A 14,460-nucleotide genomic window follows, 5' to 3' on the forward strand; every position below is an offset into this window, starting at 1 on the left:
CCGTCCCGTCATCGGGGCGGGCGCTTCGTCGTGTCAGCGGGTGAACTCCGAGATCCAGTCCAGCTGCACCTGCGCGATCACCCCGATGATGGCGAAGGCGACGATCGCCATGAGCGGCGTCCACGCCATCAGGGCGTCCGCGCGACGGCGTGCGGCCGCGGAGGCCGGCAGCGCGCCGACCCGCACCAGATGCACGGCGACGGCGAAGAACGTCGGGATCGTCACCGACCACGTGACCATGCACCATGGGCAGAGGGTCGCGAGCACGAAGATGCTCTGCGAGATGAGCCAGAGGACGAAGGCGAAGGCGGCGGTGACGCCGACCCCGAACAGCACCCAGAACCACCGCGCGAAGCGCGCGCCGGCCAGCAGCGCCGCACCGACGATGATCGGCGCGACCCAGCCCGTCAGTCCGAGGATCGGGTTCGGGAACCCGAACACCGACCCCTGCGCCGATTCGAGGTTCTTGCCGCATTGGACGAGCAGGCTGATGTCGCAGGATGCCGCCGACCCGGGATTCTCGAGGAGATGGAAGCGCTCGGTGGTCAGCTGGAAGGCGGCGAACCAGCCCACGACGCCGGCGAAGATGAGCCACAGGGCGAACACGGTCGGGCGGGAGGTGCGGCTCGGGGAGGGCATGCGGGCGATTATCGCACCGCGCGTGATCCGCTCCCTGAGGCGCCGGCCGTGCAGATCCGAGGGCGTCGGTCACGGCTCCGGCTCGGGAAGTGGGATAATGGGGGTCGACGTCCCCGCGGCCGCGCCGCCAGGATGTCACCAGAAGACTTCGGGCGAGCAACGCCCGCGCAGCATCACCCCGCCGCGAGTGCGGGGATCGGCTGCAGACCAGATGAGTTCGCGGCACACCTCCGAGACCGGAGCGGAGCCGCCCGATTTTCGCCGGACGGCACGCGGAGCCGTCGGCTGGGAGTAAGCCAGAGATGGCAGATGAGACGAACGACACGACAGCATCCGATGCGACCGAGGGCGTTCTGACGCCTCACGACGCCGACGGCGGGACCGAGACCGGTCAGCCCGTCGAGGCGGAGTCGCAGCCCGCCGAGCCGACCGAGGACGCGCCCGTGGACGCGGCCGTCGAGGTCGAGGCCCCCGCCGAGGTGGCTCCGGCCGCGGAGGCGCCCGCCGAAGAGGCGCACGGGACCGAGGCGCCCGCGGAGGAGGCGCCCGTGACCGAGACGCCCGCGGCGGAAGCGCCGGGGGCACCGGAAGAGCCCGCCGCCCCCGCGATCCCCACCGCCGTGAGCCTCGGTCTGCTCCCGGAGCAGTTCGTCTCCGCGGTGTCGACCGCGCTGCACTTCTACGCTCCCGAGGTCGCCCCGCTCCCGGCCCTGTCGCGCGACGATCGTGACGACCGCGACGACGCCGGAGCCGAGGCATCCGGGGGATCGCGTCGCCGCAACCGCCGGCGCGGCGGCGGCAACACGTCCGAACAGAACGACGAGCCCGCGGCGCCGCGTCGTCGCGTCGTCGAGGTCATCACCGAGCCGCAGCGCATCAAGGGCTCGACGCGCCTCGAGGCCAAGAAGCAGCGTCGCCGCGACGGACGCGAGGCGGGCCGTCGGCGCGCCGTCGTCACCGAGGCGGAGTTCCTCGCGCGCCGCGAGTCGGTCGACCGCGACATGATCGTTCGTTCGCGCGGCGGCCGCATCCAGATCGCCGTGCTCGAGGACAACGTCCTCGTCGAGCACTACGTCGCGCGCAACCAGGACGCCTCCCTCATCGGCAACGTCTATCTCGGCCGCGTGCAGAACGTGCTCCCCAGCATGGAGGCGGCCTTCGTCGACATCGGTCGCGGTCGCAACGCCGTGCTGTACTCGGGCGAGGTGGACTGGGATGCCGTCGAGACCGGCAACCAGCCGCGCCGGATCGAACTCGCCCTCAAGTCCGGCGACCGCGTCCTCGTGCAGGTCACCAAGGACCCCGTCGGCCACAAGGGTGCGCGACTGACCAGCCAGATCTCGCTCCCTGGCCGCTACCTCGTGTACGTGCCCGGCGGCGCGATGAACGGCATCTCGCGCAAGCTCCCCGACACCGAGCGCGCCCGCCTCAAGAAGATCCTCAAGGAGGTCCTCCCGGAGTCCTCGGGCGTCATCGTGCGCACCGCGGCGGAGGGAGCCACCGAGGAGCAGCTCACCCGCGACGTGCAGCGCCTCACCTCGCAGTGGGAGCACATCAGCACGCAGGCTCAGACGGGCCAGGCGCCCGCGCTCCTGCACTCCGAGCCCGACCTGCTCGTCAAGATCGTCCGCGACGTCTTCAACGAGGACTTCCGCAAGATGCTCATCCAGGGAGATGAGGCGTACCAGACGATCACGTCCTACCTCACCGGCGTCGCCCCCGACCTGCTCGAGCGCATCGAGAAGTACGAGGGGAAGCAGGACCCGTTCGACGTGTTCCGCGTGACGGAGCAGATCGAGAAGGCGCTCGACCGCAAGGTGTGGCTGCCCTCCGGCGGATCGCTCGTCATCGACCGCACCGAGGCCATGACGGTCGTCGACGTCAACACCGGCAAATTCGTCGGCACGGGCGGCAACCTCGAGGAGACCGTCACCAAGAACAACCTCGAGGCCGCGGAGGAGATCGTCCGCCAGCTGCGGCTGCGCGACATCGGCGGCATCATCGTCGTCGACTTCATCGACATGGTGCTCGAGTCCAACCGCGACCTCGTCCTGCGCCGCCTCGTCGAGTGCCTGAGCCGCGACCGGACGAAGCACCAGGTCGCCGAGGTCACCTCGCTCGGCCTCGTGCAGATGACCCGCAAGAAGATCGGCCTCGGGCTGCTCGAGACCTTCAGTGAGGCGTGCGAGGTGTGCGCCGGTCGCGGCGTCATCGTGCACCACGACCCGGTCGTCAAGCACCGCACTTCGTCCGGCGGGGGCAACGGCAACAACCGGCGCCCGCGTCAGAACGGCGGCTCCGCGCCGGCGCAGAACGGCGCCGCCGCCGCACCGGCACCCGGCGGCACGCACGTGATCACCGAGGGTGTGAAGTCCGCGCTCGCGCAGATCGCGGCATCCACCATCCAGCCGCACGAGGAGCCCACCGCTGTCGTCGCGGAGGAGCCCGTCGCCGAGCGTCCCGAGCGGCCCAAGCGCCCGCGCCGCAAGAAGGCGGAGCCCGCCAAGACCGACGCCGACCGCCTGCTCGACTCGGTGCTCGAGGCGCTGCCCGAGCCGAAGGCGCCCGGTCAGGGGCGCGCGCGTCGTCGCGTGACGACCGCCGCGCTGACCGGCACGCCCGTCCAGACCCCGACCGAGGACTGAACGCGCACGTCACCGTCCGCGGCGCTCGCGGGCGGTGACGCGCAGTCCCGAGGCGATCAGCCGACGGACCAGGTCGTGCGCACTCACGCGCTCCGCACCGCCCGCCACGAGGCGATCGATCGCGTCCTCGGGGACGTCGTAGTGGTCGCGGTCGAAGGCGCGGGGCGGGATGCCGTGGGTCGCCGCGAAGGCGTGGAGCTCGTCGAGGTCGTTGTCCGAGACCATGTGGGCCCAGAGCCTGCCGTGCGCCGGCCACATCGCGGAGTCGACGAGGATGGCCATCCGCCGATCATATGACCGCGCCGCGCGAGGGGGACCGCCCGCGGCGCGCCGGGCCGCGCTTTTGCCCTCACTGCGGCGATCGGGTATTCTGGCTCCTTGGTGCGTCACGTGTCGCAGGCAGTTGCGACGCAGAGCCTGGCTTCCGCACCACGACTTCCAGTCTCATCAGACAATCGGAGCCGAGCGCTCCACAGAAGAAACAAGGTGTGAAGTGGTTTACGCAGTTGTGCGCGCCGGTGGCCGTCAGGAGAAGGTCCAGGTCGGCACCATCGTCGTCCTCGACCGTCAGGCGGCGAAGGTCGGCGACAAGATCGAGCTCCCCGCCGTCCTGTTCGTCGACGGCGACGCCGTGACGACCGACGCCGACAAGCTCGCGAAGGTCAAGGTCACCGCCGAGGTCCTCGGCGAGGAGCGCGGCCCGAAGATCGTCATCCAGAAGTTCAAGAACAAGACCGGCTACAAGAAGCGCCAGGGCCACCGCCAGGACCTCACGCGCGTCAAGATCACCGGCATCAAGTAAGAAGCCGAGAGGACACGAGAGATGGCACACAAAAAGGGCGCGAGCTCCACCCGTAACGGTCGTGACTCCAACGCACAGCGCCTCGGCGTGAAGCGTTTCGGCGGCCAGCAGGTCCTCGCCGGCGAGATCATCGTCCGTCAGCGCGGCACCCACTTCCACCCGGGCGCCGGTGTCGGCCGCGGTGGCGACGACACGCTGTTCGCGCTGGCCGCGGGCGCGGTCGAGTTCGGCACGAAGGGCGGCCGCAAGGTCGTCAACATCGTGTCGGTCGCCGAGTAATCGGACGCAATCCTTCATGAGGGGCGGGCTACGGCCCGCCCCTCGTCTTTTCCCCTGATAGGAGACATCGCATGGTGACGTTCGTCGACCGCGTGACGCTGCATCTGCGCGCGGGCAAGGGCGGCAACGGCTGCGTCTCTGTCAAGCGCGAGAAGTTCAAGCCGCTCGCCGGCCCCGATGGCGGCAACGGTGGGCACGGCGGTGACATCGTCCTCGTCTCCGACCCGCAGGTGACGACGCTCCTGTCGTACCACCACTCGCCGCACCGCTCGGCCGGCAACGGCGGTTTCGGGATGGGCGACCACCGCTCCGGCGCGAATGGCGAGCCCCTCGAGCTCACCGTCCCGGTCGGCACGGTCGTCAAAGACGACAGCGGTGAGACCCTCATCGACATGGCGACCCCCGGCATCCGCTTCGTGGTCGCGCCGGGTGGGCAGGGCGGTCTCGGCAACGCGGCGCTCGCGAACCCCAAGCGCAAGGCCCCCGGCTTCGCGCTGCTCGGCACGCCCGGCTGGGAGGGGGATGTCCACCTCGAGCTGAAGACGGTCGCCGACGTCGCCCTCGTGGGCTTCCCGTCCGCCGGCAAGTCGAGCCTGATCGCGGCGATCTCCGCCGCGCGGCCCAAGATCGCCGACTACCCGTTCACGACGCTCCACCCGAACCTCGGAGTCGTCCAGGCAGGCGATGCGCGGTACACCGTCGCCGACGTGCCCGGCCTCATCGAGGGTGCCAGCGAGGGCAAGGGTCTCGGACTCGAGTTCCTGCGCCACGTCGAACGCTGCACGGCGCTCGTGCACGTCCTCGACTGCGCGACGCTCGAGCCCGGTCGCGATCCCCTCAGCGACCTCGACGTGATCCTCGCCGAGCTCGGGGCCTACCCCGTGCCCGAGGGCCAGGTGCCCCTGCTGGAGCGTCCGCAGCTCGTCGCACTCAACAAGCTCGACGTCCCCGAGGCGAAGGACCTCGCCGACCTCGTCCGGCCCGAGCTCGAAGCGCGCGGCTTCCGCGTGTTCGACATCTCGACCGTCAGCCGCGACGGTCTGCGTCAGCTGACCTTCGCGCTCGGCGAGATCGTCGAGGAGCACCGCGCGGCCCTCGCTGCCGCGCCCGCGCCGGAGCGCGTCGTGATCCGCCCGAAGGGCTCGACGAAGGACTTCGAGATCCGCGTCGAGGGCGGCACGTACGGCAACATCTACCGCATCCTCGGCGACAAGCCGGTGCGCTGGGTGCAGCAGACCGACTTCCAGAACGAGGAGGCCGTCGGATTCCTGGCGGACCGCCTCGAGAAGCTGGGCGTCGAGGACGGCCTCTTCAAGGCCGGCGCGCAGGCCGGGTCGACGGTGGTGATCGGCCCCGGCGACGGCATCGTGTTCGACTGGCACCCGTCCCTCGGGTCCGCGGCCGAGCTCATGACCGCACCCCGCGGCACCGACCCCCGACTCGATCTGAACCCGCGTCGGACGACGTCCCAGCGCCGTGACCGCTATCACGAGCGGATGGATGCGAAGGCCGAGGCCCGCGCCGAGCTCGAGTCCGAGCGCCTCGCGGCCCGCGGGGAGGACGAGGACGCGTCGTGACGCTGCAGGACCGCGCAGGCCTCGCCGGCGCACGCCGTGTCGTGGTGAAGGTCGGGTCGTCCTCGATCAGCGGTGAGAACGCCGGCAAGATCGGACCGATCGTCGATGCCCTCGCCGAGGCGCACGCGCGCGGCACCGAGGTCGTGCTGGTCTCCTCCGGTGCCATCGCCACAGGCATGCCGTTCCTGCTCCTCGACGCGCGTCCGAGCGACCTCGCCACGCAGCAGGCGGCGGCCGCGGTGGGGCAGAACGTCCTCATCTACCGCTACCAGGAGGCGCTGCGCCCGTTCGAGATCGTCGCGGGTCAGGTCCTGCTGACGGCGGGCGACCTCGAGAACCCGACGCACCGCTCGAACGCGCGACGCGCGATGGAGCGGTTGCTGGGTCTGCGGATCCTGCCGATCGTCAACGAGAACGACACCGTCGCGACCCACGAGATCCGCTTCGGCGACAACGACCGGCTCGCCGCCCTCGTCGCCCAGCTGATCGGGGCCGACGCACTCGTGCTGCTGAGCGACATCGAGACGCTCTACACCCGCCCGCCCGACGAGCCCGGCGCCGTCCCCATCACGCGCGTCGACTTCGGTGACGACCTCGCCGGGTACCAGTTCGGCTCCGTCGTCGTGAACAGCGTCGGCACCGGGGGAGCGGCCACGAAGGTGTCGGCGGCCCGGCTCGCGTCCGCTGCGGGGATCGCGGTGCTCGTCACGAGCGCCGATCTCGTGCACGCGGCGCTCCGCGGCGACGAGGTGGGCACGTGGTTCGCGCCGAACCCGCATCCGGCCGCGCCGTCGATCACCGGGTCCGTGCGGGTTCCCGAGGCCTGACACGGGGGGAGCGGCGGCATCCGTCCGCTCTAGACTTGGCGGATGACGATCACCGCGACCACCCCCCAGGAGCGCATGCACGCGGCGCGCACCGCGTCCCGGTCCCTGGGTCTGTTGACGGATGCCGCCAAGGCCGACCTCCTGCGCTCGATCGCCGCCGCGATCGAGGCGAACATCGCGCCCATCGTCGCCGCCAACGCCGAGGACCTGGCGCGCGGCCGCGCCGACGGCCTCTCGACCGGCCTGCTCGATCGGTTGACGCTCGACGATCAGCGGGTGCGCGCCCTCGCTGCCGCCGTGCGCGACGTCGCCGAGCTCCCTGACCCCGTGGGTCGCGTGCTCGATGAGCGCGTCCTGCCCAACGGATTGCACCTGCAGAAGGTGTCCGTCCCGTTCGGGGTGATCGGCTCGATCTACGAGGCCCGCCCCAACGTGACCGTCGACATCGCCGCCCTCGCGCTGCGGTCGGGCAACGCCGTGGTCCTTCGCGGCGGGAGCGCTGCGCAGTCCTCGAACGCGGCCCTCATCGCCGTCATGCGCGGCGCCCTCGCCGAGGCCGGCGTCGACCCCGAGGCCATCCAGACCGTCGACGACTTCGGTCGGGACGGCGCGCGGGCGCTCATGCGCGCCCGCGGACTCGTCGACGTCCTCGTCCCGCGCGGCAGCGCGCAGCTGATCGAGACGGTCGTCACGGAGTCGTCGGTGCCGGTCATCGAGACCGGTGCGGGCGTCGTGCACATCGTCCTCGACGAATCGGCTCCGCTCGAGTGGGCGACCGACATCGCCGTCAACGCGAAGGTGCAGCGCCCCAGCGTATGCAACGCCGTCGAGACTCTGCTGGTGCATCGGGGCGCCGCCGAGCGCCTCGTGCCGCCCGTGGTGGCCGCTCTGCAGGCCCAGGGGGTCACCGTCCACGGCGACGACGCCACCGCGGCACTGGCGGCCGATGTGGTCCCCGCGACGGAGGCCGACTGGGCGACTGAGCACATGAGCCTCGACATCTCGGTGCGTGTCGTCGACGACCTCGACGAGGCCCTCGCGCACATCCGGCGCTACTCGACACAGCACACCGAGTCGATCATCACGGCCGACGACGCGGCCGCGGAGCGGTTCCTCGCCGAGGTGGATGCCGCGGTCGTCATGGTCAACGCGTCGACCCGTTTCACCGACGGCGGCGAGTTCGGCTTCGGCGCTGAGGTGGGCATCTCGACGCAGAAGCTCCACGCGCGGGGCCCCATGGGCCTCCCGGAGCTGACGACCACCAAGTGGCTGGCGCGGGGCGCCGGGCAGATCCGCTCCTGACCACCTAAACTGTTCCTGCACCCGACCCCTCGAACGGAGCCCGAATGAATCTCGCGACGACCATCGTTTCCGCTGCGGCGGAGGCCGAGCACCAGGGCGGCAACGTCATGGCCACGACCTTCGTCTACGGTGTGGTGGCCTTCGTGCTCTTCCTGCTGCTCGCGCTCGTGTCGGTGTCGTACCGCAACGTGGCGAACCGCCACGCGCACAAGGCCGAGGCGTACGCCGCGAAGAACCCCGTGCAGCAGGCGGGCCACGGCCACCACTGAGGCCGTGTCCATGGCAACCACGCGCGCACCGCGTATCGGTGTGATGGGCGGCACGTTCGACCCGATCCATCACGGCCACCTCGTGGCGGCGAGCGAGGTCGCTCAGTCGTTCGATCTCGACGAGGTCATCTTCGTCCCGACCGGTCAGCCATGGCAGAAGTCGGGCGTCTCCTCGGCGGAGCACCGGTATCTGATGACCGTCATCGCGACGGCATCCAACCCGATGTTCACCGTGAGCCGCGTCGACGTCGACCGGACCGGGGCGACCTACACGATCGACACCCTGCGGGACCTCAAGGCGCAGCGGCCCGACGCCGACCTCTTCTTCATCACCGGGGCCGACGCCATCGCGCAGATCCTCGGATGGCGCGACGTCGCCGAGCTGTGGGAGCTCGCGCACTTCGTGGCGGTGTCGCGTCCGGGGCACACGCTCAGCGTCGACGGGCTGCCGGCTGAGGACGTCAGCAAGCTCGAGATCCCCGCCCTGTCGATCTCCTCCACCGACTGCCGCGCTCGCGTGAGCCGTGGACACCCCGTCTGGTACCTCGTCCCGGATGGCGTCGTCCAATACATCGCGAAGCATCACCTGTATCGGAGCAAGGCATGAGCACACCTGACCAGCCGAGCACTCCGCCGCTCACCCGGCGCCAACTGCGCGAGCTGCGCAACACGGCATCCACGCCCATCATCACGCCCGAGCAGGCGCAGGCGGATGCCGAGATGTCGGATGCCGCCGCGGAGGAAGCGGCCGAGGCGGCCGCCGCCCACGAAGCCGAGGTCGCGCCCGAGCGGACGCCGATCGCGCTCGACGATCTCTCCGACCTCGACCCGGACGCGCGTCCCGTCACGCGGCGACAGGCGCGTCTGCTGGAGAAGCTGCGCACCGGCACCGTCGAGGTGATCCCGACCGACACCGGCGACGTCCCCACCTCGGAGACCGAGGCCGACGCCGGAGATGAGGCGCCTGAGGGTGCTTCCGACGTCGTCGACGCCGAGGACATCGAACACCTCGAGGAGCCTGCAGCGGCGGACGAGCCTGCTGTCGATGAGCCCGCGGACGAGATCGAGGCCGAGCCGCTGCACGGAGCCGTCGACGAGGACGCGCACGGAGCCGTCGACGAGGTCGCGCACGATGTCGACGAGGACGCGCACGATGTCGACGACGAGGAGCCCGCGGCCCACGGCGACGAGTCCGCGGAGCACGAGAACCTCGCCGAGGAGGAGCGCGCACAGGACGACGCGCCCGCAGAGGCGGGAGCCGACGAACCGGCCGACGCCGCCGCCGCCGAACCCGCGGAGCGCAAGGAGACGGAGGCGCACGACGAGGAGCAGGAGCCGGCGCGCGTCGTCGCGCCCGATCTCGGCGCGCAGCTGCTCGAGGACGGGGCGGCGCACGTCGAACTGCCGCCGTCGTTCGACCACCTGCTGACCCGGGGAGGGAGCGGGTCCGCCTCCGCGCCGAACGCCCTCATCCTGTCGCAGACGCCCGACACCGGCTCGCTGTCGGTCCCGATCCTCGGTACCGGTGAGTTGATCATCACGGGCAGCTACCAGCTGCCCGACACGTTCGGCTCGACCGGTGGAGCCCCCGGGGTCTCCGACGGGAAGGATGCCGACGCCGCCCTCATGGACGGGGAACTCCCGCCGGCGTCGTCGCCCACCCCGATCGCCGCGTCGGCCGCGATCAGTACGATCAAGAGTGCGGATGACATCATCCGCCCCCCGGCGCCCGAAAAGGGCAGCCGCCTCATGATGACACTCGCGATCTGCGCCGGAGCCCTCGGGCTCGCCATCGCGACAGTGCTCGTCCTCATCCTTGTGAACGGAAGTTTCTGATGGTCGCTGCAGAGCACACGCACGAACTCGTCCAGGTGGCCGCCGCCGCCGCCGACAGCAAGGGCGGCACGGATCTCGTCGCCTTCGACGTCTCCGGTCCGCTCCCGCTCATCGACGCGTTCCTCCTCGTGACGGGAAACAGCGAGCGCAATGTTGCCGCCATCGCCGACGAGGTCGAGGACAAGATGCTCGAGGCCGGGCAGAAGCGTCTGCGCCGCGAAGGCCGCGACGAGTCGCGTTGGGTGCTGCTGGACTTCGGCGACGTCGTCGTGCACGTCTTCCACGAGGAGGAGCGAGTCTTCTACGGGCTCGAGCGCCTGTGGAAGGACTGCCCGGTCATCCCTGTGACGATCGCGGAGCCCACTCCGAGCGAGTGACGATGTCGCCTCGTGTTCAGAGCACTCCTCGGCGTGTAGTAAGCTGAATGAGTTGCCGCGAGCGGCGACCAAGGGCCTGTGGCGCAGCTGGTAGCGCACCTGCATGGCATGCAGGGGGTCAGGGGTTCGAGTCCCCTCAGGTCCACCAAAACTCCCGGTAAAGCACCGAAACTTCACTCCCCGATCGAGGGGTTTGAATGTTTGGTAGTCGAGTACTGGTCACTTCGCCGAGTAGCCGCAGGGCGCTTTCGAGCTCCTAGAGCTATCTGCAAGGTACGCGGCAATCCCCGCGCACTTTCGCTGTATGGACAGCGGTGGCACCTCACAGTCGGGACTCGGCAACTACGTCTCGTTGTCAGGCTGGAGGCCCTGCCCGGCAAGGAAGACGAGGTCCAGGAATTCCTCGGCATCGGGCGAGGACTCGTCGAGGAGGAGCCGGCCACCATCGGGTGGTTCGCGATCCGTCTCGGCCCGTCCTCCTTCGGGATCTTCGACGTGTTCCCCGATGACGCCGGCCGCGACGCGCACCTGTCTGGCGCGGTTGCGCGCTTGGAAGTCCTCACCCAGCGCAAGAGGGAGGAAGAACACCACAAGCGTGGCGACAACGACGCCCACCGAGTAACGCTGTTCGACCTTTTCGATGAACAGCTGAGTTTTTGCCTTGGTGGCAGATGCCGTCTCAACCAGCGCCACGACACGGGCGATGACCGACTCCGAGGCTGGACGTCCCACGCGCACCCGGCGCGCTCCGGTGCCGTTGACCGTCCCTGAGAGCACCGGGTCGCCGGGGCCCCTGCGAATGGGTACCGATTCGCCGTCATTGCCGCCTGGTCGACCTGCGTTCGACAAGACCGGCACTCTGACCCAAGGTGCGCCCATCGTTCGCACCGTGGACCCCCTCGGCACACACGATGCGGACACGATTTTGCAGCTTGCGGCAGCCGTTGAGCAGCAGAGCGAGCACCCGCTGGGTTACGCGATCGTTCGCGCGGCCGTGCACCTCGACATACCGGCCGCGACCAACTTCCGGGCGATCCCCGGCGTGGGTGTCGAGGGCACCGTCGACGGTCGGCTTGTGCGCGTCGCGCAGGACGCAAGTGAGCACACCGACCGGATCGGAACCGTCGTCACCGTTACCGTCGACGGCGAACCCATCGGAACAATCGTCCTCGACGACGCCCTCCGTTCGAACGCAGCCGCCGTCGTCGAACGACTCTCAGCCGTCACAACCGGCCGCGTCCACCTTCTCACGGGTGACAACGACGCGACCGCTCGTGAGGTCGCCACGCAGACCGGCATCGCCCAGGTGCACGCCCGGCTGCTCCCGCAGGACAAGGCTGACGTCGTGCGCGGGTTGCAAGCATCAGGGACGGCCGTCATGGTCGTAGGCGACGGGGTGAACGACGCACCCGCGCTGGCAACCGCAAGCGTCGGTGTCGCTATGGGACGCCATGGATCGGACCTCGCGCTCGACACCGCCGACGCGATCATCATCCGCGACGACCTCAGCGCGATTCCCAACGTCATCACCCTCTCCCGGCGGGCGCGCCGGTTCGTCATCGCTAACCTGATCATCGCCGGGACATTCATCGCCACACTCGTCCTGTGGGACTTGATCGGAACGCTGCCGCTTCCTCTCGCCGTTGCCGGCCACGAGGGATCGACCGTCATCGTCGCCCTCAACGGACTCCGGCTACTCCGTCGCTCGGCGTGGAACTGATCGACTCCCCACACCGACCCGCCGTGCCGAAACCCCGCACCGACTCCATCTGTCCCGAAACGAGGTTCTGAAACGGTGCGGGGTTTCGGGGGCTCACTTCGCGATCGCCGCGGCGCATGCCACAAACGATCGTTTTCGGCGCAGCCAACGTGATGACGCTCGCTCCTAGGTCATGACCGCACTCGGGTCATGCAGATCTGGACGAGCTACTCCTTGGGGCACTCTCGCAGAGCTGTCTCATCGAATGTTGGGGCGGGACGTGCCTGCGCCTCTTCGGGGGTTCCAGCGATGCCGTTGCTCGCAATGTCGTCGATGAGCCAGTTCATCTCGAGGATTTCGTTGCGCTGCGCCGCGCTGATTTCGGCGGCGAGTTCGCAGACGCGAACGTCCTGGATCTGTGCACGTTCGGAGCGGGTGATGGCGAGGGAGTGGTGGGGGATCATCGCGTTCATCCAGGCGGTGTCGTCCACGGTGATCTGACTGCGGTCAAGCGCGACTCCGCCGGCGAGCAGCAGGACGCTAACTGTGGCGACGGCGATGTTCGCTTTGACGCTCTTGTACATGTTGAGCATCCACGCCAGCATGACCAACCCCATCGCACCGCCCATGGTCAGGGCCATGAAGACGCGGCTTTCGCTGAAGCGGACGTGGCTCCACTCCCACGAGCCGACGAACATCACCCAGTACATGACAACCATTCCGGTGAGGATCATCGCCCCGAATCGCAGATACATCTTCCAGGGCGTGGAGTGACCTTGTTGGCTGTGATCGCCGGTCGCTGCGCTTCGGTCGTTCTGCTGGGGGTCGTGGTGGTCGTTCGCGGTCATGACGTCTCCTGTTCGGATGGGAGGGGGTGCGGCGACGGTGACGGGGCGGGCGATTGCGGCATCGACCGTCCCGTCAGCGACCGCCAATGGCGGGTAGTGCTCGCAGGAGGACTGCGAACCTGGGCCGCTTTAGAGAGCGGCGAGAAGGTCGGTGCATGCCTCCTCGCAGCGGCGGCAGGATTCGGCGCACACGCGGCAGTGCTCATGCATGTCTGCGTGCTGTTCACACTCGGCGGCACAGGACGCGCAGGCGGTGCGGCAGGCTTCGAGCAGGGCGCGAACCGTTGCAACATCCGGTGCGGTTTGGCGGGAGAGCACTGCACCTGTGGCGGCGCAGATGTCTGCGCAGTCCGAGTTCTTCCGGATACATGTAACGAGCTCCGCGACCATGTCTTCTCCGAGGCATGCGTCCGCGCAGGCGGTACATGCCTGGGCGCATTCGGCGCACGCCTCGATACAGCGCAGAAGGGCGTCCTGTGCTGCGGCGAAACCGACTTTCGGGTGGGTGGCGAGCATCTGATCTGCAACAGTCATGGCGGCTCTTCCTTCTTCGGGGGCACTTCCCCCAATGCGGTCACGCTAAAGCGAGGTCGAGGATGGACGGAGGGGCTTGTAATTTTTCGATAGGTGGAGGGCAGCTGGCTGGGTCCGCTGTCATCGACGATGAGAATGTCGCCAGCGTCGGTAATGGCGAATGCCTGCGCGGAGCCGTGCGCCGTGCCGATGTTTCGCCACGATAGATCGCGGGTCGTGCTCCTCTCCGAGCTGCCTTTGCTTCCCACGCCGATCAGTTGCTGGCCGTCCGGGGACACAGCGATGAGGGACATGATCGGGCTGTCTGGCAGCGGTCCGAACGTCGCCCTTGGTCGGTACTGACCTGAGGCCCGTCGGGCGTCGTGGCGATGATGCGTCCGGTGCGGCGGTGAGAACGTGGAAGTCATTCTCGCCCGTGAAGGCCACCGGCTCCCATGTCGTGCCGCCGTCGCGACCTAGGGCGTGTCTGACAAATAGTTCGGCGGCGCGCTGAGAGTCTGAGGTCGTGACGCGGTTTCAGGTGCTCTCGGATGCTCAGTGGTCGTTGCTCGAGGAGATGCTGCCGCGCCCGACCGGGCGCAGGGGACGGCCCTTCGCGGACGCGCGGTTGATGGTCGAGGGCATCGTCTACCGGTATCGGTGCGGGATCGCGTGGCGGGATCTGCCGGAGGTGTTCGGGCCGTGGCAGACGGTATGGACCTGGCATCACCGCATGGCCACGGAAGGCACCCGGGACAAGGTGCTCGCCACACTCACCGCCGCCGCGGACGAGGCGGGGCTGGTGGAGTGGTCGCTGTCGGTGGACTCCACGATCGCCCGCGCGCAT

The 14,460-nt window shown here is 69.2% G+C and carries 18 protein-coding genes and 1 tRNA gene; 13 read left to right on the forward strand and 6 right to left on the reverse strand.

Annotated elements, in window-relative coordinates:
* Positions 1–33: 33 nt before the first annotated feature.
* The gene (locus ACPEH2_RS10645) at positions 34–639 is read right to left on the reverse strand and encodes a vitamin K epoxide reductase family protein (RefSeq protein ID WP_366212971.1); all 606 of its coding nucleotides are present in this window, start codon (positions 637–639) and stop codon (positions 34–36) included.
* Positions 640–941: 302 nt separating this feature from the next.
* Here ACPEH2_RS10645 and ACPEH2_RS10650 point away from each other — a divergent pair, with 302 nt between their 5' ends.
* The gene (locus ACPEH2_RS10650; protein WP_423718652.1) at positions 942–3,284 is read left to right on the forward strand and encodes an Rne/Rng family ribonuclease; all 2,343 of its coding nucleotides are present in this window, start codon (positions 942–944) and stop codon (positions 3,282–3,284) included.
* Between the two features lie 9 nt (positions 3,285–3,293).
* Here the strand turns inward: ACPEH2_RS10650 and ACPEH2_RS10655 are convergent, their stop codons facing one another.
* Positions 3,294–3,566, reverse strand: a complete 273-nt coding sequence (locus ACPEH2_RS10655; protein WP_217531489.1) for a DUF4031 domain-containing protein — start codon at positions 3,564–3,566, stop codon at positions 3,294–3,296.
* Between the two features lie 211 nt (positions 3,567–3,777).
* Here ACPEH2_RS10655 and rplU point away from each other — a divergent pair, with 211 nt between their 5' ends.
* The 10 genes from rplU (at position 3,778) to ACPEH2_RS10705 (ending at position 10,701) form a co-directional block, all read left to right on the forward strand.
* Positions 3,778–4,086 (forward strand): 50S ribosomal protein L21, encoded by a 309-nt coding sequence (gene rplU, locus ACPEH2_RS10660; protein ID WP_064002215.1) that lies wholly within the window; start codon positions 3,778–3,780, stop codon positions 4,084–4,086.
* Positions 4,087–4,107: 21 nt separating this feature from the next.
* Complete coding sequence (rpmA, locus tag ACPEH2_RS10665; protein ID WP_064002214.1) at positions 4,108–4,365, forward strand: 50S ribosomal protein L27; 258 nt, start codon at positions 4,108–4,110, stop codon at positions 4,363–4,365.
* Between the two features lie 71 nt (positions 4,366–4,436).
* Positions 4,437–5,942 carry a GTPase ObgE gene (gene obgE / locus ACPEH2_RS10670; protein ID WP_423718653.1) on the forward strand — a complete coding sequence of 502 codons (1,506 nt, stop codon included), beginning with the start codon at positions 4,437–4,439 and terminating at the stop codon, positions 5,940–5,942.
* Positions 5,939–6,769 carry a glutamate 5-kinase gene (proB, locus tag ACPEH2_RS10675; RefSeq protein ID WP_064002212.1) on the forward strand — a complete coding sequence of 277 codons (831 nt, stop codon included), beginning with the start codon at positions 5,939–5,941 and terminating at the stop codon, positions 6,767–6,769. The genes obgE and proB overlap by 4 nt, the downstream gene beginning before the upstream one ends.
* 42 nt (positions 6,770–6,811) lie before the next feature.
* Positions 6,812–8,071: a glutamate-5-semialdehyde dehydrogenase gene (locus ACPEH2_RS10680; RefSeq protein ID WP_217531487.1), complete on the forward strand. Its 1,260-nt coding sequence runs from the start codon at positions 6,812–6,814 to the stop codon at positions 8,069–8,071.
* A gap of 44 nt (positions 8,072–8,115) precedes the next feature.
* On the forward strand, positions 8,116–8,340 hold the full coding sequence (locus ACPEH2_RS10685; RefSeq protein ID WP_217531486.1) for a hypothetical protein: 225 nt from the start codon (positions 8,116–8,118) through the stop codon (positions 8,338–8,340).
* A 10-nt stretch (positions 8,341–8,350) separates the two neighbouring features.
* Positions 8,351–8,947 carry a nicotinate-nucleotide adenylyltransferase gene (gene nadD / locus ACPEH2_RS10690; RefSeq protein WP_064002209.1) on the forward strand — a complete coding sequence of 199 codons (597 nt, stop codon included), beginning with the start codon at positions 8,351–8,353 and terminating at the stop codon, positions 8,945–8,947.
* A complete protein-coding gene (locus ACPEH2_RS10695; RefSeq protein WP_423718654.1) occupies positions 8,944–10,176 on the forward strand; it encodes a hypothetical protein in 1,233 nt (410 codons plus the stop codon). The genes nadD and ACPEH2_RS10695 overlap by 4 nt, the downstream gene beginning before the upstream one ends.
* Positions 10,176–10,553 (forward strand): ribosome silencing factor, encoded by a 378-nt coding sequence (gene rsfS, locus ACPEH2_RS10700; protein WP_423718655.1) that lies wholly within the window; start codon positions 10,176–10,178, stop codon positions 10,551–10,553. Before ACPEH2_RS10695 ends, rsfS begins: the two co-directional genes overlap by 1 nt.
* Before the next feature lie 72 nt (positions 10,554–10,625).
* Positions 10,626–10,701, forward strand: a tRNA-Ala gene (locus tag ACPEH2_RS10705).
* A 194-nt stretch (positions 10,702–10,895) separates the two neighbouring features.
* Here ACPEH2_RS10705 and ACPEH2_RS10710 read toward each other — a convergent pair.
* A complete protein-coding gene (locus ACPEH2_RS10710; RefSeq protein ID WP_423718656.1) occupies positions 10,896–11,402 on the reverse strand; it encodes a hypothetical protein in 507 nt (168 codons plus the stop codon).
* Positions 11,403–11,442: 40 nt separating this feature from the next.
* On the opposite strand from ACPEH2_RS10710, the gene ACPEH2_RS10715 reads away from it, so the two are divergent.
* A complete protein-coding gene (locus ACPEH2_RS10715; protein ID WP_423718657.1) occupies positions 11,443–12,273 on the forward strand; it encodes an HAD-IC family P-type ATPase in 831 nt (276 codons plus the stop codon).
* Between the two features lie 206 nt (positions 12,274–12,479).
* Here the strand turns inward: ACPEH2_RS10715 and ACPEH2_RS10720 are convergent, their stop codons facing one another.
* From ACPEH2_RS10720 to ACPEH2_RS10730, 3 genes are all read right to left on the reverse strand, one after another.
* Positions 12,480–13,100, reverse strand: a complete 621-nt coding sequence (locus ACPEH2_RS10720) for a DUF305 domain-containing protein (RefSeq protein ID WP_311283633.1) — start codon at positions 13,098–13,100, stop codon at positions 12,480–12,482.
* Between the two features lie 129 nt (positions 13,101–13,229).
* A complete protein-coding gene (locus ACPEH2_RS10725) occupies positions 13,230–13,634 on the reverse strand; it encodes a four-helix bundle copper-binding protein (protein WP_253034706.1) in 405 nt (134 codons plus the stop codon).
* Positions 13,631–13,927, reverse strand: a complete 297-nt coding sequence (locus ACPEH2_RS10730; protein ID WP_404446885.1) for a hypothetical protein — start codon at positions 13,925–13,927, stop codon at positions 13,631–13,633. Before ACPEH2_RS10730 ends, ACPEH2_RS10725 begins: the two co-directional genes overlap by 4 nt.
* A gap of 212 nt (positions 13,928–14,139) precedes the next feature.
* Between ACPEH2_RS10730 and ACPEH2_RS10735 the strand changes: the two genes are divergently transcribed.
* The coding region (locus ACPEH2_RS10735) for a transposase (RefSeq protein ID WP_423718658.1) at positions 14,140–14,460 on the forward strand (321 nt) is incomplete at its 3' end.

Origin of the sequence: Microbacterium sp. NPDC064942, assembly GCF_049545525.1 — a bacterium.
Classification (GTDB): Bacteria; Actinomycetota; Actinomycetes; order Actinomycetales; family Microbacteriaceae; genus Microbacterium; species Microbacterium gawkjiense.